The 22,632-nt window shown below is 73.1% G+C and carries 17 protein-coding genes; 13 read left to right on the forward strand and 4 right to left on the reverse strand.

From position 1 onward, the window contains the following. Positions 1 to 62 precede the first annotated feature (62 nt). From ACIBH1_RS27635 to ACIBH1_RS27645, 3 genes are read right to left on the reverse strand one after another with little or no spacing between them, the layout of a single operon-like run. Positions 63 to 1,610: a serine hydrolase domain-containing protein gene (locus ACIBH1_RS27635; protein WP_397316844.1), complete on the reverse strand. Its 1,548-nt coding sequence runs from the start codon at positions 1,608 to 1,610 to the stop codon at positions 63 to 65. Next, positions 1,592 to 2,977, reverse strand: a complete 1,386-nt coding sequence (locus tag ACIBH1_RS27640; protein WP_397316845.1) for an MFS transporter — start codon at positions 2,975 to 2,977, stop codon at positions 1,592 to 1,594. Before ACIBH1_RS27640 ends, ACIBH1_RS27635 begins: the two co-directional genes overlap by 19 nt. A gap of 51 nt (positions 2,978 to 3,028) precedes the next feature. After that, positions 3,029 to 3,640 (reverse strand): TetR/AcrR family transcriptional regulator, encoded by a 612-nt coding sequence (locus tag ACIBH1_RS27645; RefSeq protein WP_397316847.1) that lies wholly within the window; start codon positions 3,638 to 3,640, stop codon positions 3,029 to 3,031. 56 nt (positions 3,641 to 3,696) lie between these two features. Between ACIBH1_RS27645 and ACIBH1_RS27650 the strand changes: the two genes are divergently transcribed. Further along, positions 3,697 to 5,022 (forward strand): M14 family zinc carboxypeptidase, encoded by a 1,326-nt coding sequence (locus ACIBH1_RS27650; protein WP_397316848.1) that lies wholly within the window; start codon positions 3,697 to 3,699, stop codon positions 5,020 to 5,022. Here the strand turns inward: ACIBH1_RS27650 and ACIBH1_RS27655 are convergent. Further along, positions 5,009 to 6,298, reverse strand: a complete 1,290-nt coding sequence (locus ACIBH1_RS27655; RefSeq protein ID WP_397316849.1) for an SLC13 family permease — start codon at positions 6,296 to 6,298, stop codon at positions 5,009 to 5,011. The genes ACIBH1_RS27650 and ACIBH1_RS27655 overlap by 14 nt on opposite strands. 162 nt (positions 6,299 to 6,460) lie before the next feature. Between ACIBH1_RS27655 and ACIBH1_RS27660 the strand changes: the two genes are divergently transcribed. The 12 genes from ACIBH1_RS27660 to ACIBH1_RS27715 all read left to right on the forward strand — a co-directional run bounded on the left by ACIBH1_RS27660 (position 6,461) and on the right by ACIBH1_RS27715 (position 22,617). Next, a complete protein-coding gene (locus ACIBH1_RS27660) occupies positions 6,461 to 8,692 on the forward strand; it encodes a sensor histidine kinase (protein ID WP_397316850.1) in 2,232 nt (743 codons plus the stop codon). Continuing rightward, the gene (locus ACIBH1_RS27665) at positions 8,667 to 9,308 is read left to right on the forward strand and encodes a response regulator (protein WP_397316851.1); all 642 of its coding nucleotides are present in this window, start codon (positions 8,667 to 8,669) and stop codon (positions 9,306 to 9,308) included. The genes ACIBH1_RS27660 and ACIBH1_RS27665 overlap by 26 nt, the downstream gene beginning before the upstream one ends. Positions 9,309 to 9,468: 160 nt before the next feature. Continuing rightward, entirely contained in the window at positions 9,469 to 11,340 is a 1,872-nt protein-coding gene (locus ACIBH1_RS27670; RefSeq protein ID WP_397316852.1) for a thiamine pyrophosphate-binding protein, read from the forward strand. Positions 11,341 to 11,345: 5 nt separating this feature from the next. Then, positions 11,346 to 12,788 (forward strand): NAD-dependent succinate-semialdehyde dehydrogenase, encoded by a 1,443-nt coding sequence (locus ACIBH1_RS27675; protein WP_397316853.1) that lies wholly within the window; start codon positions 11,346 to 11,348, stop codon positions 12,786 to 12,788. Continuing rightward, positions 12,788 to 14,470 carry a dihydroxy-acid dehydratase gene (locus ACIBH1_RS27680; protein ID WP_397316854.1) on the forward strand — a complete coding sequence of 561 codons (1,683 nt, stop codon included), beginning with the start codon at positions 12,788 to 12,790 and terminating at the stop codon, positions 14,468 to 14,470. The genes ACIBH1_RS27675 and ACIBH1_RS27680 overlap by 1 nt, the downstream gene beginning before the upstream one ends. A gap of 46 nt (positions 14,471 to 14,516) precedes the next feature. Beyond that, the gene (locus ACIBH1_RS27685; RefSeq protein WP_397316855.1) at positions 14,517 to 15,356 is read left to right on the forward strand and encodes an IclR family transcriptional regulator; all 840 of its coding nucleotides are present in this window, start codon (positions 14,517 to 14,519) and stop codon (positions 15,354 to 15,356) included. Further along, positions 15,353 to 16,666, forward strand: coding sequence for an ABC transporter substrate-binding protein (locus ACIBH1_RS27690; RefSeq protein ID WP_397316856.1), 1,314 nt, complete (start codon positions 15,353 to 15,355; stop codon positions 16,664 to 16,666). The genes ACIBH1_RS27685 and ACIBH1_RS27690 overlap by 4 nt, the downstream gene beginning before the upstream one ends. Before the next feature lie 32 nt (positions 16,667 to 16,698). Then, a complete protein-coding gene (locus ACIBH1_RS27695) occupies positions 16,699 to 17,574 on the forward strand; it encodes a carbohydrate ABC transporter permease (RefSeq protein ID WP_397316857.1) in 876 nt (291 codons plus the stop codon). Next, a complete protein-coding gene (locus ACIBH1_RS27700) occupies positions 17,567 to 18,418 on the forward strand; it encodes a carbohydrate ABC transporter permease (protein WP_397316858.1) in 852 nt (283 codons plus the stop codon). The genes ACIBH1_RS27695 and ACIBH1_RS27700 overlap by 8 nt, the downstream gene beginning before the upstream one ends. A 20-nt stretch (positions 18,419 to 18,438) precedes the next feature. Beyond that, positions 18,439 to 19,500, forward strand: a complete 1,062-nt coding sequence (locus ACIBH1_RS27705) for a Gfo/Idh/MocA family protein (RefSeq protein WP_397316859.1) — start codon at positions 18,439 to 18,441, stop codon at positions 19,498 to 19,500. Then, positions 19,497 to 21,161 (forward strand): FAD-dependent oxidoreductase, encoded by a 1,665-nt coding sequence (locus tag ACIBH1_RS27710; protein ID WP_397316860.1) that lies wholly within the window; start codon positions 19,497 to 19,499, stop codon positions 21,159 to 21,161. Before ACIBH1_RS27705 ends, ACIBH1_RS27710 begins: the two co-directional genes overlap by 4 nt. Then, positions 21,154 to 22,617 (forward strand): FGGY family carbohydrate kinase, encoded by a 1,464-nt coding sequence (locus ACIBH1_RS27715; protein ID WP_397316861.1) that lies wholly within the window; start codon positions 21,154 to 21,156, stop codon positions 22,615 to 22,617. Before ACIBH1_RS27710 ends, ACIBH1_RS27715 begins: the two co-directional genes overlap by 8 nt. Positions 22,618 to 22,632: the final 15 nt, after the last annotated feature.

The following is a 22,632-nucleotide window of genomic DNA, read 5'->3' on the forward strand; positions in this document are numbered from 1 at the left end:
GGTGTGCTCACCCTCTTTGGACGGAGCGGGCACGCATCCGGTTCAGGGGCGGCGGCCGTCGCCTACGTCAGGCCGGGCGGGATGCCGAGCGGCTCGGTGCCCAGGGGCTGGGCGGTGAATCGCGACTCGCGAACGCCGAAGCCGCTGATCAGCAGGTCGCCCCCCGCGTCGAGGCGCAGCGTGAACGGGCCCGCGCTCCACGTTCCCGCCGGGGCGGGCGCGACGGGGACCTCGAGCGTGAGGCCGACCCGCAGCACGCCTGCTCGCACGACGGCGAGCACGCCGTACTCGTCGCTTAGCCAGGCGCCCTCGGGCGCCGGTTCCTGGCCCGGTTCCTCGCAGCGCGCGAAGGCGACGGGCGGGCGGATGGCGAGCGTGTCGCCCTGCACGAGCCGTCCGGCTTCCAGCGCCAGCCAGGTTCGCCGGGTGGCGCCCGTGTCGTGCCATCGGCCGTCGACTCCGAGGGCGAGCACGGCGTCGGTCATGTCGGTCACGCGGATCGTGCCCTCCTCGGCCGGGACGAGGGTCAGGGTGGTTCCGCTCTCCGGGTCGCGCCAGTGGCCGAGCAGGGCGTCTATGGCCGCCTCGCTCGCGCCGGGTCCCGCGAGGGCGGGCGAGGGCTGCGGGTCCTGGCCGGTGAGCTCGCGGGCCAGGCGCATACTGAGGCCGACGGGGTCCAGGCCGCTGTGGTTGGTCAGGACGGCCACGCCCAGGCCGGGCCCGGGAAGGTACAGGAGGTTGCCGACGTAGCCGTGCATGCCGCCCGCGTGGCCGTACCCCGCCAGCTCGCCGACCGAGAGGTGGCTGATCCCGTGGGCGTACGACGACGCGGTGCCGCCGGCCAGCGGAGTGGTGGCCAGCAGCGCCTCGCGCAGGCCGGCGCCCAGCACCCGGCCGTCGGCCAGGAAGCCGAACCACGGCGCCAGGTCGCTGACGCTGGTCACCACGCCGCCGTCGCCGACGACGCTCTCCTGGGTGTCGGCGCGGCGGCCGTCGCCGTCGTAGCCGTAGGCCATGCGGGGCAGCGGCACGGCGGCGTCGTCGCGGAAGACGGTGTCGTCCATGCCGAGCGGCCCGAACAGCCGGTCGCGGGCGAAGGCGGCCAGCGACAGCCCGCTCACCCGCCTCACGACGGCGGCGGCCAGGACGTAGCCGGTGTTGCTGTAGGAGAAGGCGGTGCCCGGCTCGAAGCCGGTGCGGCGCACGCCCGACAGCAGCGCCATCAGCCGCTCCTCGTCGAGCGCGTGGAGGGGCAGGCCGGTCAGCGCCTGCAGGCCGTACCACTCCGGCAGGCCGCCGGTGTGGCGCAGGCACCGGCCGAGCGTGACGGGCGTCTCCAGCCGCAGTTCGGGCAGGTGGGAGCGCACGTCGTCCGTCAGGCTCAGCTTGCCCTCCCCGGCCAGGAGCAGCACGCAGGCGGCGGTGAACTGCTTGCTGATGGAGGCGATGTCGAACCGGGTGCGCTCGTCGATCGGCACCCCGAACTCGACGGTGGACACGCCTCTCGCGGCCCATTGCAGGAGCTTGCCGTCCGCGTAGACGCCCACGGCAAGGCCTGGGCCGCCGGGGTCGACGCCGGAGACGGCGTGCTCTAGGCGATCGAGGTCCATGCGGGTTCCTTTCGTGTTGCGGAGGGGATCACGAAGGCGGCGGCGACGGCGAGCAGGCCGATCGCCGCCGACAGCAGGTAGGCGTGGCCGAAGGCCTGCCCGGTGGCGCCTCCGGCGGCCAGCACCATGGCGCCGAGCTGCGCGCCGAACGTGCCGCCCACGCTCTTGGCGACGAAGACCACCCCGCTCACCCCGGCCGCGTGGCGGGGCACGTCGGCGGCCACGGCGTTGAGCCCGGCGGTGAGCAGGAGGGAGCCGCCCACGCCGACGACCGTCAGCCCGGCCACGATCGGCCAGGCGGAGCCGTGCCAGAGGCCGAGGACGGCGGTGCCCGCGCAGAAGAGCGCGGCGCCCGACACCAGGACGGCACGCCGCCCCAGCAGCCTGGTCAGCGGCCCGACCAGCGGGGCGGCCAGGGTGCCCGCGACGCCCATCGGGAACAGGTAGATCCCGATCCACAGCGTGTCGGCGCCCAGGCCGTAACCGGTCTCGACGGGGGCGGCCAGCATGGTCGGCAGCGCCACCACCAGGCCGAAGGAGGCGAAGCCGAACACGAAGGCCATCGCGGTCACGCCCGCCGGGGTGCGTCCGGACAGGAGCCTCAGGTCCACCAGCGGGTCGGGGGAGCGCAGCTCGACGCGGGCCCACAGGCCGAGCGTGAGCACGGCGGCGGCGAGCAGCGCGAGGGTGGCGGGAGACGTCCAGCCCCAGGCGGGAGCGGTGCTCAGGCCGAGCATGAGCATGGCGAGGCCGCCCCCGAGCAGCAGCCCGCCAGGCCAGTCGACCCGGCCGGAGGCCGTCCGAGGCGTGGGCGGGGTGGACGGCACGGCGCGCCAGGCCCAGATCGCGGCCGCCGCCGTGCCGGCCAGGCCCAGCAGGAACAGCCCCCGGTAGCCGAGCACGTCGCTGACGGGGCCCGCGAGGATGAGGCCGAGGGCCCCGGCCAGCGAGGCGACCCCGATGACCAGGCCGTTGCCGGTGGCGGCGCGGCCAGGTTCGAGGGTGTCGCGGAACAGGCCCACGGTCAGCGGCAGCACGCCGAGCCAGACGCCCTCGACCGCCATGCCGACGATCAGCAGGGTGATGGTGGGGGCCAGCGCGGACAGGAGGATCCCGGCGCCGCTGATCGCCATCAGGGCCAGCAGCAGCCGCCGCTTGTCGTACAGGTCGGCCAGGCGGCCGACGATCGGGGTGCTGATCGCCGAGGTGATCAGCGAGCCGGTGAAGATCCAGGCGAGCGCGCCGGGCGTGGCCGACAGGTCCTGCTGGATGAGCGGGAGGGCGGGGGAGATGGTCATCTCCATGGCCTGGAGGACGCCGATGAACAACACCGGCGCGCCGATGATGCCGTAGCCGGGTCTGGGCATGGTGGTGCCTTTCGGGGTGGGGGTGAGGTGCCGCGTGGTCCCCCCGAACCACTAGGCGGGGCCGAGCACTCTCGGCGAGATCAGGGAGAGCGCGGCCTCGACGAAGAAGGTCTCGGAGGCCTCGTGGGCGCCGAGGATGACGCCCTGGCCGAGCCCGGACAGCAGGGCCTTCAGCGCGCGGGCCAGGCGCAGCGCCTGCTCGTGCGTGATGGTGGCCCCGTCGTGCGGGCGGCCGGTGAACAGTCCGGCCAGCTCGTCCTCGACCGATCTGACCGAGGCGGTGAGCTTGCCGAGCAGTTCTGGCTCGTTGAGGACGAGGTCGAGGACGCGCGTCTCGAACAGGAGCTTCACGGCGGCCTGCGGCTCCGCCGAGATCTCCAGGTACATGCGGGCGACCTCGGCCACGACCTCCTCCAGCCCCACACCGGGGTCGGTCGTCTCCAGCGGTCGCAGGTCGAGGGGCCCCGCGTAGTCGTCGACCATGGCGACCATCAGGCCGTCCTTGCCGCCGAACAGGGAGTACACCGCGCCGGTGGTCAGCCCGGCGAGCTCGGTGATGTCCTCCAGCTTGGCCCTGGAGCCGTCACGGCCGACGATCTCGCGCGCCGCCTCGATCAGCGCGCGCCTGTTGGCCGCCTTGCTCTCCGCTCTCGTCAGACGCATGCCGTAACGATAATGTGCATTATTAGAATAATCCAGATTATCGGGAGGTTTTTCCGATGGACGTCACCCCCTACCTGAGCCGGCTGCCCGAATACACCGCCTTCCCCACGGTCGACGAGATGCATGCCGAGCTCGACGAGCTCGCCGCCGCCCACCCCGGGCTGGTACGGCTGCGCCGTATCGGGACCTCGCGCCTGGGGGAGCCGCTACGCGTGGCGACCATCGGCGCGGGACCGCTCGACGCCGTGATCATCGGCGGGCCGCACCCCAACGAGCCCATCGGCGCCCTCACCGTCAGCGCGCTGCTGCGCCTGCTGATCGAGGACGCCGGGCTGCGGGAGGAGTTCGGTTACCGCTGGCACCTGCTCCCGTGCGCGGATCCCGACGGCGCCCGGCTCAACGAGGGCTGGTACGGCCGGCCCAGCGACCGCCGCGCCTACGCCGAGCACTTCTACCGCCCCTGCGAGGCCGACCAGGTCGAGTGGACCTTCCCGCTCACCGGTGAGGACTACTTCTTCGACCGCACCCTGCCGGAGAGCCAGGCGCTCATGCGGCTGATGGACGACACCAGGCCCGCCTTCGTCTACTCCCTGCACAACGGCGAGCTCCAGGGCGCCTTCTCCTACCTGAACAGGCCCGACACCGAGCTCGCCGCCCGCCTGGCCGCGCTCGCCGAGGGCGAGGGGCTGCCGCTGCACATGGGGCCGCCCGAGGTGCCGAGCGCCGTCCGGATCGGCCCCGCCGCCTACGTGACCCCCCGCGGCGCGCAGCTCGGCCCGATGTACGGCATCGGCGGCGGTTCGGTGGACTATGCCGACCGTTTCGGAGCCCTGCACCTGGTCACCGAGCTGCCGTACTGGGCCGACCACCGCGTCTCCGACCAGACCCCGACCGGCGAGCCGTACGGGAAGGTGATCCAGGAGAGCGTCGACGGCCAGCGTGAGCTGACCGCCGAGCTGTCACGATCGCTCGCCGTCGTCAAAGCCGACCTGGCGGTGCCCTCGGCCTTCCGTCGCGCCCTGGAGGACTTCGTCGGCACCCACGACGAGTTCGTCGGCGCCTGGGACGGCATGCCCGGCACCGACCGGCCGGCCACCGTGGCCGAGGTGGTCGGCAGCCGGCAGACCGTGCACCTCATGCGGCTGCGCTACTGCGGTACCTACCTGCGCATGCTCGACGCCGAGCTCGGCGCGGGCAACCGCACCCCCGCCATCAGGGCCGAACGGGCCAGGTTCGCCGCACGCTTCGAGGAGTGGTTCGCCGAGGCCGAGGCGGAGGCGCGTTCCACGCCGATCCCGCTGCGCTCGCTGGTCGCCGTCCAGCTCGGCGCCGGGCTGATCGCGGCGCGGGCGGCCAGGGACAGCGTGGTCACAGGTACCTGAACCAAAGGTACGGCACGCACAGGGCGATCGTGATCGGGGTGACGATCAGGCCGTACTTGGTGAACTGCCAGAAGCTGATCGGCGTGCCGTTCCGCGCGGCGATGCCCAGGACCACGACGTTGGCGGCGGCGCCGACCGCGGTGGCGTTGCCGCCCAGGTCGGCGCCGAAGGCCAGCGCCCACCACAGCACCTGCGCGGGACCGGTGCCCCCGTTGGCCGCGACCAGCTCCGAGACGATCGGAGCCATCGCGGCCACGTACGGGATGTTGTCGACGATCGCCGACAACACGCCCGACACCCACAGCAGCCCCATCGTGGCCAGTTCCAGCCTGCCCTCGGTGGCGTCGGTGGCCGCCGTGGCGATCTGCCCCATCACGCCGGTGTTGACCAGCGCGCCGACCATGACGAACAGCCCGGCGAAGAACACCAGCGTCGGCCACTCCACGTCGGCGATGGCCTCCTCGGTGGTGACCGAGGTGACCGCCACCAGGATGCCCGCGCCCAGGATCGCCACCACCGACGGCTCGTAGTGCAGCACCGGGTGCAGGACGAACGCGGCCAGCACCACGGCCAGCACCGCCAGCGACTGCCACAGCAGCCGCCGGTCGACGATCGCCTCCCGCTCGTCGAGCGCCATGATCTCCGCGGCCCGGCCTGCGTCGTAGCGGAAGGCGCGGCGGAACAGTACCCGGCACAGGACGACGAAGACGGCCATCAGGACGACGACCATCGGCGCCATGTGGACGAGGAAGTCGTTGAAGGTCAGCCCGCTGCGGCTGGCGATGATGATGTTCGGCGGGTCGCCGATCAGCGTGGCGGCGCCGCCGATGTTGGAGGCCATCGCCTCGGCGATGAGGTAGGGCGCGACCGGCAGCTCCAGCCGCCGGCAGACGAGGAGGGTCATCGGCGCGACCAGCAGCACGGTCGTGACGTTGTCGAGCAGGGCGGAGGCGCCGGCGGTGATGACGACGAGCAGCACCATCAGGCGGTACGGGCGGCCCCTGGCGCGCTTGGCGGCCCAGATGGCCAGGTACTCGAAGACGCCGGTCCGCCTGAGCACGCCGACGATGACCATCATGCCGAGCAGGAGGAAGATGACGTTCCAGTCGATGCCGGACGACGCCGAGTAGAAGGCGGCGGAGGCGTCGGTGGCGTGGACCAGCAGCATGATCCCCGCACCGCCGAGCGCGGCGGCGACCCGGTGCACCTTCTCGGTGGCGATGAGCGTGTAGGCGCACAGGAAGACGGCGACGGACAGCCAGGCGACGGTGCTCAAGGGTCTCGTGTCCTCGGGGGTCGACGGCAGGACCGCCGACCAGACTTCCCGGCACACCCGTCGAAACCGTATCAAGACGCGTCAGAATTCGCACCGGCCGAGCGGCCGACTACAGGAAAGTCCCACCTGGTGGAAGGCGCCGGGGCCGGTGAGGATGGACGCATGCGCAGGACCCCTGCGGTGGTCGCCGCGGCGCTGGTGGTGCTGGGCGTGCTCGCGACGACCGTACGGCTGGACACCCCGTCCGACGGCTCCACCGTGCGGCTCGGCTGGCACGCGCAGGGCGTCACGGTGGAGGTCCCCGACCCCTCCGGCGGCCCGTGGCTGGCCACCGGGGACCTGGTGACCGGCGTCGCCGGGCGGCCGCTGTCCGAGGCGCCGGGCACGATCGAACCGCCGCGCGAGGGGCGGGTCGTGCCGTACGACGTGATCCGCGACGGCTCGCGCACCGTCGCCGTGCGCATCGGCCGCTCCGACCCCTCCCCCCTGCTGCTCCAGGGCTGGGGCAACCTCGTCTTCGTGCTGGCGCTGGCCGCGCTGGCCGTGGCGCTGCGCCTGCGGCGGCCGGAGGAACCCGCCACGGCGCCGCTGCTCGTGTTCGCCTCGGGCCTGCTCGGCAGCACGATCACGGTCGCGGCCGGGCTGCCCGCGCTCACCCTGGCAACGGGCGGGCCGTACCTGTGGCTGTTCCACCTCAACGCGATCGTCGCCTACTCGATCTCCTGGGGCGGCCTGCTGGCCTTCGTCATCGTCTTCACCGCCCGGCGTCCCCTGAGCCGACGCACCCGGCGGGCCGCCCGCCTGGCCTACGGCGGCCCGCCGGCGGCGATGGCGTTGTGGAGCGCCTTCGCCACGCTGCTCGCCCCCCACCCGGTGGCCTGGCTCGGGCTGGTGCACACCGGCCAGACGGCGGTCGTGGCGCTGAGCCTGGTCATCGGGATGACGTGGGGTTACCTCACCTTCCGCGGCAACCCCGACCCGGCGATGCGCGCCAGGATGCGGTGGATGCTCGGCGGAGGAGTGGTGTCGAGCCTGCTGGCCATCTCCGGCTGGCACCTGCCCGAGCTGGTCGCCGGGGCGCAGGCCCTGCCGTGGGGCGCGATGGGCCTGTCGGGCCTGCCGTTCGTGGCGGGCATCGGGATCGCGCTGCGCCGCCACCGCCTGTTCGACATCGAGAGGCTCGCCAACCGGTCGCTCGTCTACTCCGTCGTGGTGGCGTGCCTCGTCGCCGGATACGCCGCCATGGTGACGCTGCTGGTCAGCGGGCTGCGGTTGTCGCAGACCGCCGCGGCGGGCCTGGCCGCCGCAGGAGCCGCCCTCGCGCTGGCGCCCCTGCGCGGGCTGGCGCAGAGCACCGTCAACCGCATGATGTACGGCGACCGCCACGACCCGGCCGGGGCGCTGGCCAGGCTCGGGACCCGGCTGCAGGCCGTCCTCCTGCCGGGCGACGTGCTCCCCGCGATCGTCGAGACGGTCGCCCGCTCGTTGCGCGTGCCGTACGCCGCCATCGACCTGGCGGACGGCTCGGGAACCCTGCGGCAGGCCGCCCAGCACGGCGTCCCCGCCGGGCAGGTCCACGACGAGCCGCTGCGCCACCACGGCGAGCTCATCGGGCGGCTGCGGGTGTCGGCGCGCGGCCACGACGACCCCCTCGAACCCATCGACGTGCGGCTCATCGGCTCCCTGGCCCAGCAGGTGGGCACCGCGGTGCAGGCGGTACGCCTGCACGAGGACCTGGTCAGGTCACGCGCCGAGGTCGTCGCCTCCCGCGAGGCCGAGCGGCGCAGGCTGCGCCGCGACCTGCACGACGGGCTCGGCCCGACGCTGGCCGCGATCGGGCTCAAGAGCGGCCTGGCCAGACGGGCCGTCCCCGCGCAGTCGCCCGCGCGGCGCCTGCTGGACGAGGTCTGCGCCGAGGCCTCCGCGTCGATCGACGACGTCAGGCGCCTGGTCGAGGCGCTGCGGCCGCCCGCGCTCGACGAGCTCGGCGTGGTCGGCGCGGTCAGGGCCAGGGCGCAGGCCCTCGCGGTCGAGCTGGACGTCGAGGTCACCGGGCCGGAACCGATGCCCGCGCTGCCCGCCGCGGTCGAGGCGGCCGCCTACGGCATCGCCGTCGAGGCCGTCACCAACGCCGTGCGCCACAGCGGCGGCACGAGGTGCGAGGTGCGGATCACGCTGGTCGGCGGCGACCTGGAGGTGCTGGTGACCGACGACGGCCACGGGCTGCGGCCCCGCCGCACCCCCGGCGTGGGCCTGCACTCGATGAGGGAACGGGCGGCCGAGGTGGCGGGCACCTGGTCGATGGCCTCCGCGCCCGGCGGCGGCACCGCCGTACGGGCCCTGCTGCCCGCGAGACAGGAAGGCCACGATGATCAGCCTGATCCTCGCCGATGACCACCCCGTCTTCGCCTCCGGCCTGCGGGCGGTGATGGAGGCCGAGGACGACCTGGACGTGCGCGGCGTCGCGGCCACCGGCGAGGAGGCGCTGCGGCTGGCCCTGGAGCACCGCCCCGACGTCGCCGTGCTCGACGTCACCATGCCCGGCGGCGACGGGCTGACCGTCACCGCCCGCATGCGCGGCGCCGGGCTGGCCACCCGGGCGCTCATCCTGACGATGGACGGCGGCGACGAGAACGTGCTGGCGGCGCTGCGAGCCGGGGCGCACGGCTACGTGCTCAAGGGCGCCGACGGCGAGGCGATCGTGGCCGCTGTGCGCGCCGTCGCCCGCGGCGAGGCGGTGTTCGGGGCGGGCGTGGCCGGGCGCGTGCTCGCCCACTTCGCGCGCTCCGCCGCGGCGGCGCCCTTCCCGCAGCTCACCGAGCGGGAGCAGGAGGTGCTGGAGCTGGTCGCGCGCGGGCTCGACAACGGGGCGATCGCGCGGCGGCTGGGGGTCAGCGGGAAGACCGTGCGCAACTACGTGTCGAGCGTGCTGACGAAGCTGCAGGTGAGCGACCGCTCCGCGGCGATCGTGCGCGCCCGCGAGGCCGGCCTGGGCGGCGCGACGGAGTAACGGGGGTCACGTCCGTTGTCGTTAAGACAACAAATGTGACGAAATGGGCGCTATTAGTAGTAAATGCCGCCCGTATCATTGCCCATACCTCAACAGCGTTGTAGCTTCGCCGTCACGTCCACGACGTCGAAGGAGAACGGTGGAGGGGGAGACAAGCACGATGACTGCTGAACGTGTCGCGCGAGCGGCGGCGATAGCGCGGGCCGGTGGCTTCGAGCCGGCGCTGGACAGTGGCGAGCTGCCGCGCAGGGCCGACGTCTCGATGGCGGAGGCGGTCGTCCTCGGGCTGGTCAGGCAGGGGGTCACCCGGTTCGTGGCCGTGCACGGCCACGGCTCGACCGAGCTGGGCGAGGTGTTGCGCGTCTACGAGGACGCGGGTGTGCTCCGGACGTTCGCCGTCCGGCACGAAACCGAGGCGTCCCACGCGGCAACGGCGTTGCGGTGGGTCACGGGGGAGAAGGCGGCGGTCGTCACCTCGATCGGGCCCGGAGCGCTCCAGGCGATGGCCGGATCGCTCGTGGCGGCGAGCGACGGCGTCGGCGTGTGGCACCTCTACGGGGATGAGACCACCGAGGACGAAGGCCCCAACATGCAGCAGATCCCACGAGCCGAGCAGGGGCTGTTCCTCCGGCTGACGGCCACGATGGGCCCGGCCTACTCGCTGCACACCCCTCGTGCGCTGCCGACGGCGCTGCGCCGCGGGCTCAACCAGGTCGACCACCCGTACCGGCCCGGCCCCTTCTACCTGCTGCTGCCGCTGAACACCCAGCCGGAGCTGATCAAGGGCTTCAACCTCGACGAGCTTCCGGTCGGCGCACCGCCGCGGCTCGGAGGGGCCGACCCCACCACCTCCTACACCGAGATCGCCCGCAGGCTGCTGCAGGCCGAGCGGGTGGTGATCAAGGTGGGCGGCGGCGCCGGCGAGTGCCGGGCCGAGCTGGAGGAACTGGCCGAACTGGTGGACGGCGTGTTCGTGATGTCACCGGTCAGCCTCGGCATCATTCCCGCGGGCCACCCGCGGCAGATGATGGTCGGCGGGGCGAAGGGCTCGCTGAGCGGCAACCACGCGATGGAGCGGGCGGACCTGCTGGTCGCCGTCGGCACCCGATCGGTCTGCCAGGCGGACTCCTCGCGCACCGGATACCCGAACGTCCAGCACGTCGTCAACATCAACGCCGACCTCGACGCCGCCACGCACTACGCCCGCACCAGTGCCCTGGTCGGTGACGCGCGGCTGAGCCTGGCCGCCCTGATCGAGGCCGTACGGGCCGCCGGCCCCGGGGAGCGGCAGGACAGCGAGTGGCTCGCCGAGTGCCGTACGGCCAGGGCCGCCTGGGAGGAGGTCAAGGCCGCGCGCCTGGCCAGGCCCCGGCTGCCCGACCCGGTCTGGGACCGCGAGGTGCTCACCCAGCCCGCCGCCGTGCACACCATCGCGGAGTGGGCGGCCGAGACCCGCGCGGTGACCTTCTTCGACGCCGGCGACGTCCAGGCCTACGGCTTCCAGATGTCGGCCCAGGACGACTCGGCGGACTCCTTCACCGAGGCGGGCGCGAGCTACATGGGCTTCGCCACCAGCGCCGTGCTGGCCACCGCGCTGTCCGACCGCGAGTGGTACGGCGTGGCCGTGACCGGCGACGGTTCGTTCACGATGAACCCCCAGGTGCTCATCGACGGTGTGGCGCACGGCGCGACCGGGTGCGTGGTCGTCCTGGACAACCGGCGGATGGCCGCCATCTCCAGCCTGCAACAGGCCCAGTACGGCAAGGCCCACGCCACGTGGGACCACGTCGCCGTCGACTACGTCGCCTGGGGCGCGTCGGTGAGAGGGGTCAACGCCCTGTTCGGCGGCACTACCCCGGGCGAACTGCGCGCCGCGCTCGACCGGGCCCGCGCCCACCCCGGCCTGTCGATCGTCCACGTCCCCGTCTACTTCGGCGACGACCCGGACGGCGGCCTGCCCTCCTACGGCCGTTGGAACGTCGGCAACTGGGTGGCCGACACCCAGGACCTGCGCCACGAGATCGGACTGTGAACCCCATGAACCGGTTCCCGCCCGCCGCGATGCACATCGCCGGCGCCTGGCGTACGGCGGAGCGCACCTTCGCCGTGCACAATCCCGCGGACGGCACCCGCCTCGCGGACCTGCCCGTCGCCCGCCCTGAGGATCTCGACCTGGCCCTCGCTTCGGCGGGGGAAGGCTTCCAGGTGTGGCGGCGGACGCAGCCCTGGGAACGTTCCCGGATCCTGCGCGGCATCGCCGACCGCATCCGCGCGCAGGCGGAGCGCTTCGCGCTGGTCATGACGCTCGACCAGGGCAAGCCGCTGGCGCAGGCCGAGGGCGAGGTGCTGGCCACCGCTGACCAGTTCGACTGGTACGCCGACGAGGCCCGCCGCGTGTACGGCAGGACTGTCGAGGCTCGCGACCCCGGCACCCGCATCCTCGTGCGACGCGAGCCGGTGGGACCGGTCGCCGCCTTCGCCGCCTGGAACTTCCCCGCGCTGCTGCCGGCCAGGAAGATCGCGCCCGCGCTGGCCGCCGGGTGCTCGGTCGTCGTCATGGCCCCGGCGGAGGCCCCGCTGTCGGCGCTGCTCATCGCGGAGTTCGCCGAGCAGGCGGGACTGCCCGCCGGAGTGCTCAACGTGGTCACGGGGGACGGTCCTGAGATCTCCCGTCACCTGATCGGCTCGGACGTGATCCGCAAGGTCAGCCTCACCGGTTCTGTGCCGGTCGGGGCGGAGCTGCTGCGGCTGGCCGCGGACGGGATCAAGTCGGTCTCCATGGAGCTGGGCGGCCACGCCCCCGTGCTGGTCTTCGCCGACGCCGATCCGGTGCGCGCGGCGCGGTTGTGCGCGCGGGCCAAGTTCCGCAACGCCGGTCAGGTGTGCATCTCGCCCAGCCGGTTCCTGGTCCACGAGCAGATCGCCGCGGCCTTCACCGAGGCGTTCGCCGAGGAGACGCGCGGACTGCGGGTCGGCGACGGGCGCGACCCGGCGACCGACGTGGGCCCGCTGACCACGGCCAGACGGCTGGAGGCGGTGCACGCCCTGGTGGAGGACGCGGTGGCACGCGGGGCCGAGGTGCTGGCCGGGGGAGCTCCCTGCGACCTGCCCGGCGGGCACTACTACCGGCCCACCGTGCTGGGCGGGGTCTCGGACGACATGCGGGTGATGGCAGAGGAGCCGTTCGGGCCGATCGCGCCCATCGGGACGTTCTCCACCTTCGACGAGGCCATCGGCAGGGCCAACGCCACGCCGTACGGGCTGGCCGGGTTCGTCTTCACCGACGACCTGACCACGGCCTTCCGCGCCACCGAGGAGCTGGAGACCGGGATGGTCGGGGTGAACGAGCTCGCGATCGCCACGGCGGAGGCGCCGTTCGGCGGTGTCAAGCAGTCCGGGTTCGGCCGCGAGGGCGGGAGCGAGGGCCTCGACGACTACACCGTCGCCAAGTACGTGAACCTGCGGCTGAGGAGCGCCTGATGGAGAACGTCCAGGGCATGGACAGGGGGCTCACCTCCTACGGTGACGAGGGGTTCAGCCGCTTCCTGCGGCGCGCGTTCCTCGCCTCCTCCGGCTACGACGAGAAGGATCTCGATCGCCCGGTCGTCGGCATCGCCGACACCAGCGGCGGCTTCACCACCTGTCATCGCGAGATGCCGCAGCTCGTGCAGGCGGTCGCGCGCGGGGTGCTGGAGGCCGGCGGCCTGCCCGTGACCTTCCCGGCGATGTCGCTGCCCGAGATCCTCATGTCGCCCACGTCGATGCTCTTCAGGAACCTGGCGGCGCTGGAGACGGAAGAGCTGGTCAGGGCGCAGCCGATGGACGCCGTCGTGCTGGCGGGCGGGTGCGACAAGACCGTTCCCGCCCAGCTCATGGCGGCCGTCTCCGCCGATGTGCCCGCCGTCCAGCTGGTGGCGGGAGCGATGCTCACCGGCACCTGGCGCGGAACCAGGCTCGGCGCGTGCACCGACTGCCGCTCGATGTGGGCCAGGCACCGTGCCGGGGAACTCGACGCCGACGACGTCGCCGACGTGCGCGGCGCGCTGGCCACGACCGGCGGCACCTGCATGGTCATGGGGACCGCGTCCACGATGGCCTGCTTGGCGGAGGCGCTCGGCATGAGCCCGGCGGGCACGGCCACGGCGCCCGCGCCCACCGGCGACCGGCTCCGCGCAGGGGTGCGCTCGGGGCGGGTGGCGGTGGAGGCGGCCCGCGCGGGCCGCCGGCCGTCCGCCATCGTCACGGCTGGCGCCGTGGCCAACGCGGTCACCGTCCTGCTGGCCCTGGGCGGCTCCACCAACGCGGTGATCCACCTGCTCGCGGTGGCGCGGCGGGCGGGCCTGCGGTTCGGGCTAGACGACGTGGCCGCCATCGCCGCCCGGGTGCCGCTGCTGGTGGACTGCAAGCCGGCCGGCGTCGGCTACATGGAGGACCTGCACCGAGCCGGTGGCGTGCCGGTGCTGATGAAGGCGCTCGAACCGCTGCTCGACCTGGACGTGACGGTGATCGAGGGCGGCACGTTGCGCGAACGGCTGGCGGACGTCGCCCCGCCCGCCTCCTGGCAGAGCACGATCCGCTCCCTGGACGAACCGCTCGGCCCCACGGGCGCGCTGGCCGTCCTGCGGGGGAATCTCGCACCCGACGGCGCGGTGATCAAGGTGGCGGCGGCCTCGCCCGCGCTGACGCGGCACGAGGGCCCGGCCGTCGTCTTCGAGTCGCCCGAGGACGTGGCCCGCCGGATCGACGACCCCGGCCTGCCGGTCACCCCTGAGTCCGTGCTGGTACTGCGCAACGCCGGGCCGGTCGGCGGCGGCATGCCCGAGGCAGGGTCGCTGCCGATCCCGGCCAAGCTCGCCAGGTCCGGCGTGCGCGACATGGTGCGGGTCTCCGACGCCCGGATGAGCGGCACCGCCTACGGGACGGTCGTCCTGCACGTCTCGCCAGAGGCGGCGGTCGGCGGCACCCTGGCGCTGGTCCGCGACGGCGACCTGATCCGGCTCGACGTCGCCGCGGGGGAGTTGTCGCTGATGGTGGACCCGGCCGAGCTGGAGCGCCGTCGGGAGGCCTGGGCGCCGCCCGCGCCGCCGGCGCGCGGCTGGCGGCGCCTGCACCACGACCACGTCCTGCAGGCGCACGAAGGAGCCGACTTCGATGTCTGCTGACACAACGAAGTTGACGCACCTACAACCGGACGGCTTGACTACCGCCATGGCTGACCAGACCACCGACGCCTTGCCCGCCTCCCGGGCCGCAGGCGCCCTGCTGACCGGACTCGACGTGCTCGAAGCGCTCGCCCGCCGCCCGGAAGGACTCGGCGTCACCGCGCTCGCGCGCGAGGTGAACGCCGACAAGGGCAACGTCCACCGGCTCCTGCGCGTGCTCGAGGAGCGCGGCTACGTCGAGCAGGACCACGCCACCAAGATCTTCCAGGTGTCCACGCGGATGATCTCGCTGGCCGGCCAGGTGCTGCGCGGGGTCGACCTCGTCACCACCGCGGGCCCCGTCATGCGCGAGCTGGCCGTGTCCGCGGGCGAGGCGGTGCACCTGGCCCGACGGACCCGCGGCGGCGGAGTGTACGTCGCGCAGGAACGGCAGGCGGGCGGCCGCATCACGGTCGAGACGGAGATCGGCGCCCAGCCGGTCATCTACGCCTCCTCCACGGGCAAGGCGCTGTACTGCACGGCCACCGCGCAGGAACTGGCCGAGCTGCTCCCTGAGCCGTTCACCGCGTTCACGATGCGCACCCACCGGGGGCTCGACAGCCTCGCCGCCGACCTGGAGCAGGTCCGCCACCGCGGCTACGCCATCGACGACGAGGAGCTCAACCTCGATGTCAGGTGCGTCGCCGCCCCGATCTTCAACCTGCACGGCGTCCCGCTGGCCTCCATCGGGATATCCGGCCCCGCCTCGCGCATCACCCTGGCGAGGATCGGCGACCTCGGCCGCCTGGTCACGGTCGCAGCGTTCCGCATCACCCAGCAGATGGGTGGGCGCGTCCCCGCGAAGTTCGACGCCCACCCACCGACACCCACGGAGATCCACGGATGACGAACAACAGCGTTGCTCTTCCACGGCGCGCGGTCAAACTGGCCGCCGCCGCCTCGGCCGCGGCCCTCTTCGCCGCCGCCTGCGGCTCCGGAGACAGTACGGCGGGCCAGGGCTCCCCGGCCGCCGCCGAGGTCAGCATGGTCCACTACTTCAGCGACGAGGGCGGCAGCAAGGCGATGGCCCAGGTGCTGTCGCTGTGCCAGACGAAGTCCGGCGAGAAGATCAAGAACAGCCCCGCAGAGCAGGAGGCGTTCAAGGACGCCATCCTGGTCCAGCTCGCCGGCAGCAACCCGCCCGACCTGCTCTCGTACTGGGCCGGCGCGAAGACGCAGTACCTCGTGGACCAGCAGCGCCTCGCGCCGCTCGACGACGTGTGGGCCAAGTCGGGCCTCGACCAGGCCATCCCCGCGACCCTCACCGAGGCCGCGGCGACCTACAGCGGCAAGAAGTACCTGCTGCCGCTCGACTATCACTACGTCGGCATGTTCTACAACCCGAAGGCCATGGCCAAGGCCGGTGTCACGGAGATGCCCAAGACCTGGGACGAGCTGCTGGCCACCGCCGACAAGCTCAAGGCCGCCGGGATCACCCCGTTCGCGCTGGGGTCGAAGAACCGCTGGCCCGCCCAGTTCTGGTTCGACTACCTCCTGCTGCGCACGGCGGGCCCCGACTACCGCGCCCAGCTCATGGCGGGCAAGGCCAAATACACCGACCCGCAGGTCGCCGAGGCGTTCGACCGCTGGAAGCAGCTCTTCGAGAAGGGTTACTTCAACGACAACCCCAACGGCTACGACTGGCCGGACGCCAGCGACATGGTGTCCTCGGGCAAGGCCGCGATGACCCTCATGGGCACCTGGATCAGCGGCTACTGGGACGGCAACCAGGTCAAGGCCGGCGAGGGCTACGACTTCTTCCCCTTCCCCGAGGTCACCGCGGGCATCCCGCAGGCGTCGCTCGGCCCGGTGGACGGCTTCGCGATCTCGGCGGGCGCCGGGAACCAGGCCGGGGCGGAGAAGGTGCTCGCCTGTCTCGCCTCGCCCGAGGCGCAGCAGACCATCGCGCTGACCCAGGGCGCCCTCGCGCCCAACCCGAAGGCCGACCTGAGCGCCCAGAACGAGATCATGCACAAGGCCGCCGAGGTCGTCTCGAAGTCCCCGGTCTTCGCCTTCAACTACGACCTGGCCACGACGCCGGAGATGTCCGACGCCGGGCTCAACGCACTCGCCCAGTTCGTGAACAACCCCGCCGACGCCGCCACCGCGCTCCAGGAAGCGCAGGGCACGGCCGACGGCGTGTTCGCCGGATCCTGACCCCCTGAGATCGGCAGAAAGGAGGTAACCGGATGACGATCCGGCGGACCTGGTGGGCCTGGGGATTCCTCGCCGCACCGCTCCTCGCGTACGGCCTGGCCGTCGTGTGGCCGGCGCTGTACTCCTTCGCGCACGGCTTCACCGACTGGCGCGCGGTCGGCGGCGGCGAATTCGTCGGGCTGGACCAGTTCCGCCGGATGGCCGCCGACCCGAGCTTCGGCCGCGCGCTGAAGAACACGCTGCTCTGGACCGTGGTGGGCGTGGCAGTCCCGACCGTCGTCGGCCTGGCGCTCGCGCTCGCGCTCGGCCGCGTCACGCGCTTCGCCAAGCTGATCAAGTCGTTCTTCTTCCTCCCGCTCGCGCTCTCCCTCGTCGTCGTCGGCCAGGTCTGGTTCTGGATCTACCGGCCAGAGGACGGCCTGCTCAACCTCGTGCTCGAGGCAGCCGGGCTCGGATCATGGGGCCAGGCCTGGCTGTCCGACCCCGGCACGGCCCTTTGGGCGGTCATGGTCGCCTGGGGCTGGCAGCAGGTGAGCCTCGCCATGGTCATCTTCCTGGCCGGTCTCACCGCCGTGCCGCGCGAGCTGACCGAGGCGGCGCACATGGACGGCGCGGGCGCCTGGGACCGGTTGCGCGCGGTGGTGCTGCCCGCTCTGCGGCCGTCGTTCGTCGTCGTGATCTCGCTCAGCCTGATCAACGCGCTGAAGAGCTTCGACATCGTCTACGTGATGACCGGCGGTGGACCGTTCCGCCAGACCGAGACGCTCGCCGTCCTCGCCTACCGGGTGTCGTTCAAGACCTACGACTTCGGCTACGGCAGCGCGGTCTCGATCGTGCTGTTCGTCGTGTCGATCGTGATCATCGGCGCGTTCTTCGCCTGGAACGCCTGGAAGGACCGGCATGTCTGACACAGCTCTGGCCCCCGGAGGCGCGCGTGCGGGCAGCCGGGTACCCGGCCTCGCCCTGGCGGCCTTCGCGGTGGTGTTCCTCGTCCCGTGCCTGGGCGTGCTGTACACCTCGCTGAAGTCCGACGCCGACATCGCCGCCCACGGGCTGTGGGCGCCGAGCGGCAGCCTCGGCCTCGACAACTACCTCCAGGCGCTCTCCGCGGGCGGCACCGGACGCTACCTGCTCAACTCGGTCCTGGTGACGGTGCCCGCGACCCTGCTCTCGGTGGCGCTCGGCACGCTCGCCGGGTACACGATCGCGATACTGCGGCCGCGTTTCGGCGAGCTGATCGGCTTCTTCCTGCTGGCGGGGCTGTTCGTGCCACCGCAGATCCTGCTGATCCCCCTGTTCCAGGGGTTCAACGCGACCGGCCTGTACGACACGTTGTGGCCGATGATCGTCGTGCACTCGGGCTACGGCATCTCGCTGTGCACTCTGGTCATGCGCAATTTCTTCCGCAGCGTCCCGGTGGACCTGCGGGCGGCCGGGCTCGTGGACGGCGCGGGGGAGCCGAGGATCCTGCGCTCCATCGTGCTGCCGATGGCCAGACCCGCGCTGGCCGCGCTCGCCACGCTCCAGTTCACCTTCATCTGGAACGACTTCCTCTACCCGCTGGTCTTCACCCGCTCGGACACCATGCGGACCGTCATGGTCGGCATCCTGCAGCAGCAGGGCCAGTTCTCCGTCGCGTACGGCGTGCAGGCCGCCATGGCCGTGCTCGCCAGCCTCCCCACCGTCGCGATCTTCATCGCCTTCCAGAAGCACTTCATCGCCGGTCTCACGGCCGGTGCGGTCAAGGGCTAGAGACAGATTCAGGAGTCCCAATGATCCGCGTTGGCATCATCGGCTGCGGTCGTATCTCCGACCTGCACGCACAGGCCTACCTCGACCACCCCGAGGCGGTGATCACGGCCGTCTGCGATCCCGTCGCCGACAACCGCGACACGCGCGGCGCGGCCTGGGGCGTGGCCGGGCGGGACCGGCACGCCGACTACCGCGACCTGCTCGCCCGCGACGACGTCGACATGGTGGAGGTCCTCGTGCCGCACCACCTGCACGCCCCCGTGACGCTCGACGCCATGGACGCCGGCAAGCACGTCTCGCTCCAGAAGCCGATGGCGACGAACCTCGCCGACGCCGACGCGATGATCGCCAGGGCCGCCGAGCGCGACGTCGTGTTCAAGGTGTTCGAGAACTTCGTCTTCTACCCGCCCGTCCAGCGGGCCAAGGAGCTCGTCGAGGCCGGCGAGATCGGCGAGGTGCGCAGCATCCGGCTGAAGTCCAATCCGGGCTGGAGCCCCACCGCCTGGGAGGTGCCCGCCGCGGCGAGCGCCTGGCGGATCGACCCCGAGCAGTGCGGCGGCGGCCCGCTCGTCTTCGACGACGGGCACCACAAGTTCGCGATCGCCTGGCACTTCCTCGGCCTGGCCGACCAGGTGCACGCCTTCGTCGGCAGCGCCTACGACGGCCTGATCGACGCGCCGTCCCTGGTGAGCTGGACGCACCCGGGCGGGGCGGTCGGCTCGCTGGAGGTCGTCTACTCACCCGAGCTGAAGCTCGACACCGCGCACTACGCCCAGGACGACCGGGTGGAGATCACCGGCACCCGCGGCGTCATCTGGATCACCCGCGGCCACGGCCGGATGCTGGACGCCCCGGCGGTCGTCCTGCACCGCGACGGCGTCACCACGGGCTACGACGACATGCCGACCGGGTGGGAGTCGAGCTTCATCCGCTCCGGGCAGCACTTCGTGGACGCCCTGCTCAACGGCACCCCGCCGTCGCTCACCGGCGAGCAGGGCCGTGAGGTGCTGGCCTTCGCGCTCGCGGCGCAGGAGTCGGCGCGCAGCGGCCGGGCGGCCGCCCCCGCGGAGGCGCTGCGATGAGCTCCCTCGCAGAACTGGCCGACGCGCGGCTCGACCTGCTGGTGATCGGCGGTGGGGTGACGGGCTGCGGCGCCGCGCTCGACGCGGCCGCGCGCGGGCTGCGGGTCGGGCTCGTCGAGCAGGGAGACCTCGGCTCCGGCACCTCCAGCCGGTCCAGCCGCCTGGTCCACGGCGGGCTGCGCTACCTCGAGCAGTTCAAGTTCGGGCTGGTCAGGGAGGCCCTGGCGGAGCGCAAGCTGCTGCTGGAGCGGATCGCGCCCCATCTGGTCCGCCCGGTCCCGTTCCTCTACCCGCTGACCGGTCCCGCGTGGGAGCGAGCCTACGTGGGCGCGGGGCTGGCGCTCTACGACGTGCTGGCCGGCGCTTCCGGGGTCCCGCGTCACCGCCACCTGGGCCGAGCCTCCACGCTCGGCCACGCCCCGTCGCTGCACCCCGGCCGGGTGTCCGGCGCGATCCGCTACTTCGACGCGCAGGTGGACGACGCCCGCCTCACCGTGGCCCTGGCCAGGACGGCCGAACGGCACGGCGCCCTCATCGCGACCGGCGCCCGCGTGGACGCGGTCGGCGCCGACGGCGCCCGCCCGCAGGTCGAGGTGACCGACACGGAAACCGGCGAGCTGGTACGGCTGCGCCCCCGCAAGGTGCTCCTCGCCCTCGGCCCGTGGACCGGCCAGGCGGGCGAGCGCCTCGGCCTGCCGGGCGGGCTCGACGTCACCATGTCGAAGGGCGTCCACCTGGTCGTCGACCGCTCGCTCGTCGAGACCACCACCGGCGTGATCGCCCGCACCCCGAACAGCGTGCTGTTCCTGATCCCCTGGGCCGACCGGGTCATCGTCGGCACGACCGACACCCCGTGGCCCGCCGCGCCCGGCGAGGTCGCCGCCACCTCGGCCGACGTCGACTACCTGCTCGGGCAGGTCAACCGGCTGCTCGCCCGCCCGATCAGACGAGCCGACGTGCTCAGCACCTATGCGGGGGTGCGGCCCCTGGTCAGCGCCCGCTCCGCCGCCGGCTCCACGGCGGCGATCAGCCGGGAGCACGTGGTCACCGAGCAGGCGCCCGGCGTGTTCGCCGTGGCCGGAGGCAAGCTCACCACCTATCGGGTCATGGCGGCCGACGCCGTGAACGCCGCGTTCCGGGACGAGGAGGTGGCGCCGTCGCAGACCCACCGGCTGCCGCTGCTCGGCGCGGCCTGGTACGCCGCCACCCGCGCGGGGGCCGACCGGCTGGCCGAGCGGCACGGGCTCGGCTCGGCGGCCGTAGGGCACCTCCTGCGGCGCTACGGCGACGAGACCGAGGAACTGCTCGACCAGGCGCGAGCCGTACCCGGGCTGCTGGAGCCGCTCGCCGGCGCGCCCAGGCACCTGCGGGCCGAAGTGGTGTGGTCCGTACGTCACGAGAAGGCCCGCCGGCTCGCGGACGTGCTGGTCAGGAGGCTGCGCGTGGCGACCGAGACACCCGACCGGGGCGAGGCGGCCGCCGCGGCCGCCGCCGGGCTGATGGCCGCCGAGCTCGGCTGGGACGGCGAACGCGTCAGCGCGGAGATCGACGACTACCTGCGTCACGTCCATGCAGAGCAGAGGGCGCTCGCCCTCACCGACGACGCCGAGGCGGCCTCGTTGATGCACGGCCTGTCCGCGGACAGGCCCGCGCGTGCGTAGCGACGCCCTGGTCGGCGCGATTGACCAGGGCACGACCAGCACCCGATTCCTCGTCTACGACGAGCGTGGCAGGGTCGTGGCCCACGCCCAGGCCGAGCACGGCCAGCGCCATCCCCGGCCGGGCTGGACCGAGCAGGACCCCGAGGAGATCCTGGAACAGACACGTGCGGTGATCGCCGCGGCGCTCCGCAAAGCCCGGCTGACCCCGGCCGACCTGGCCGCCGTCGGGCTGACCAACCAGCGAGAGACCACGCTGGCCTGGGACCTCGCGTCCGGCCGGGCGCTCACCCCGGCCGTGGTCTGGCACGACACCCGCACGGCCGGCCTCGTCGAGAAGGTGCGCGCCACCGGCCGGGAGGCGGACGTCAAGCGGCGCACCGGCCTGCCGTTCGCCACCTACTTCTCCGCGGTGAAGATGCGCTGGCTGCTCGACGAGACCGAAGGGCTGCGGGCGTCGGCCGAACGGGGGAAGGCGGCGCTGGGCACCCTGGACTCCTGGCTGCTGCGCCATCTGCTCGACGCCCCCGTGCACCTCACCGACCCGACCAACGCCTGCCGTACCCAGCTCGCCGACCTGCGGACCTCGGCGTGGGACCCTGAGCTGCTGGAGCTGTTCGGCGTCCCGGCCGCCGCGCTGGCCGAGATCACGACCGACCCCGGCGGCGCGGCGGGTCCCCGCGCCCTGCCGGTCAGAGCCGTCCTCGGCGACCAGCACGCCGCCCTGCTCGGCCACGGCCGCGTACGGCAGGGCGAGGCCAAGAACACCTACGGCACGGGCAGCTTCCTGCTGATGAACACCGGGGCACGGCCGGTCGCCTCCACCGGCCTGCTCAGCACCCTCGGCTACGACCTGGGCCGGCACGGCCGCGCCTACGCCGTCGAGGGCGCGGTGCCGGTGGCCGGGTCGCTGCTGCGGTGGCTGCGTGACGGCCTGGGCGTCATCGCCGACCTGGAGGAGGCGAGCACTCTGGCCGCCACGGTCGACTCCACCCAGGGGACCTACCTGGTCCCCGCGTTCTCCGGACTGTTCAGCCCGCACTGGCGGGCCGACGCCAGGGGCGTGCTGGTCGGGCTGACCGCGGCCACCGGCCGAGCGCACGTCGCCCGCGCGGCTCTGGAGGCGATCGCCCACCAGACCGCCGACGTGCTGGACGCGATGGACGTCGAACCCGCTTCCCTCCGGGTGGACGGCGGCGTCACCCGCAGCGACGTCTGCATGCAGGCACAGGCCGACGTCCTCGGCCTGCCGGTCAGCCGGGCGGCGAGCCGGGAGAGCACCGCGCTCGGCGTCGCGTTCGCCGCCGGGCTGGCGGCGGGCGTGTGGAGCTCCGCCGAGGAGGTGCGCGGCCTGGCCGGCACGGACGGCGAGTGGGAGCCGCGCTGGTCGGCCGACCGGCGGGAGAGTGAGCGCACGGCCTGGAGAGACGCGCTGTCCCGGTCTCTCGGCCTGGCCTGAGCCGCCCCCCGTAGT

It is taken from the genome of Nonomuraea sp. NPDC050663 (assembly GCF_044456985.1).
Taxonomy (GTDB): domain Bacteria; phylum Actinomycetota; class Actinomycetes; order Streptosporangiales; family Streptosporangiaceae; genus Nonomuraea.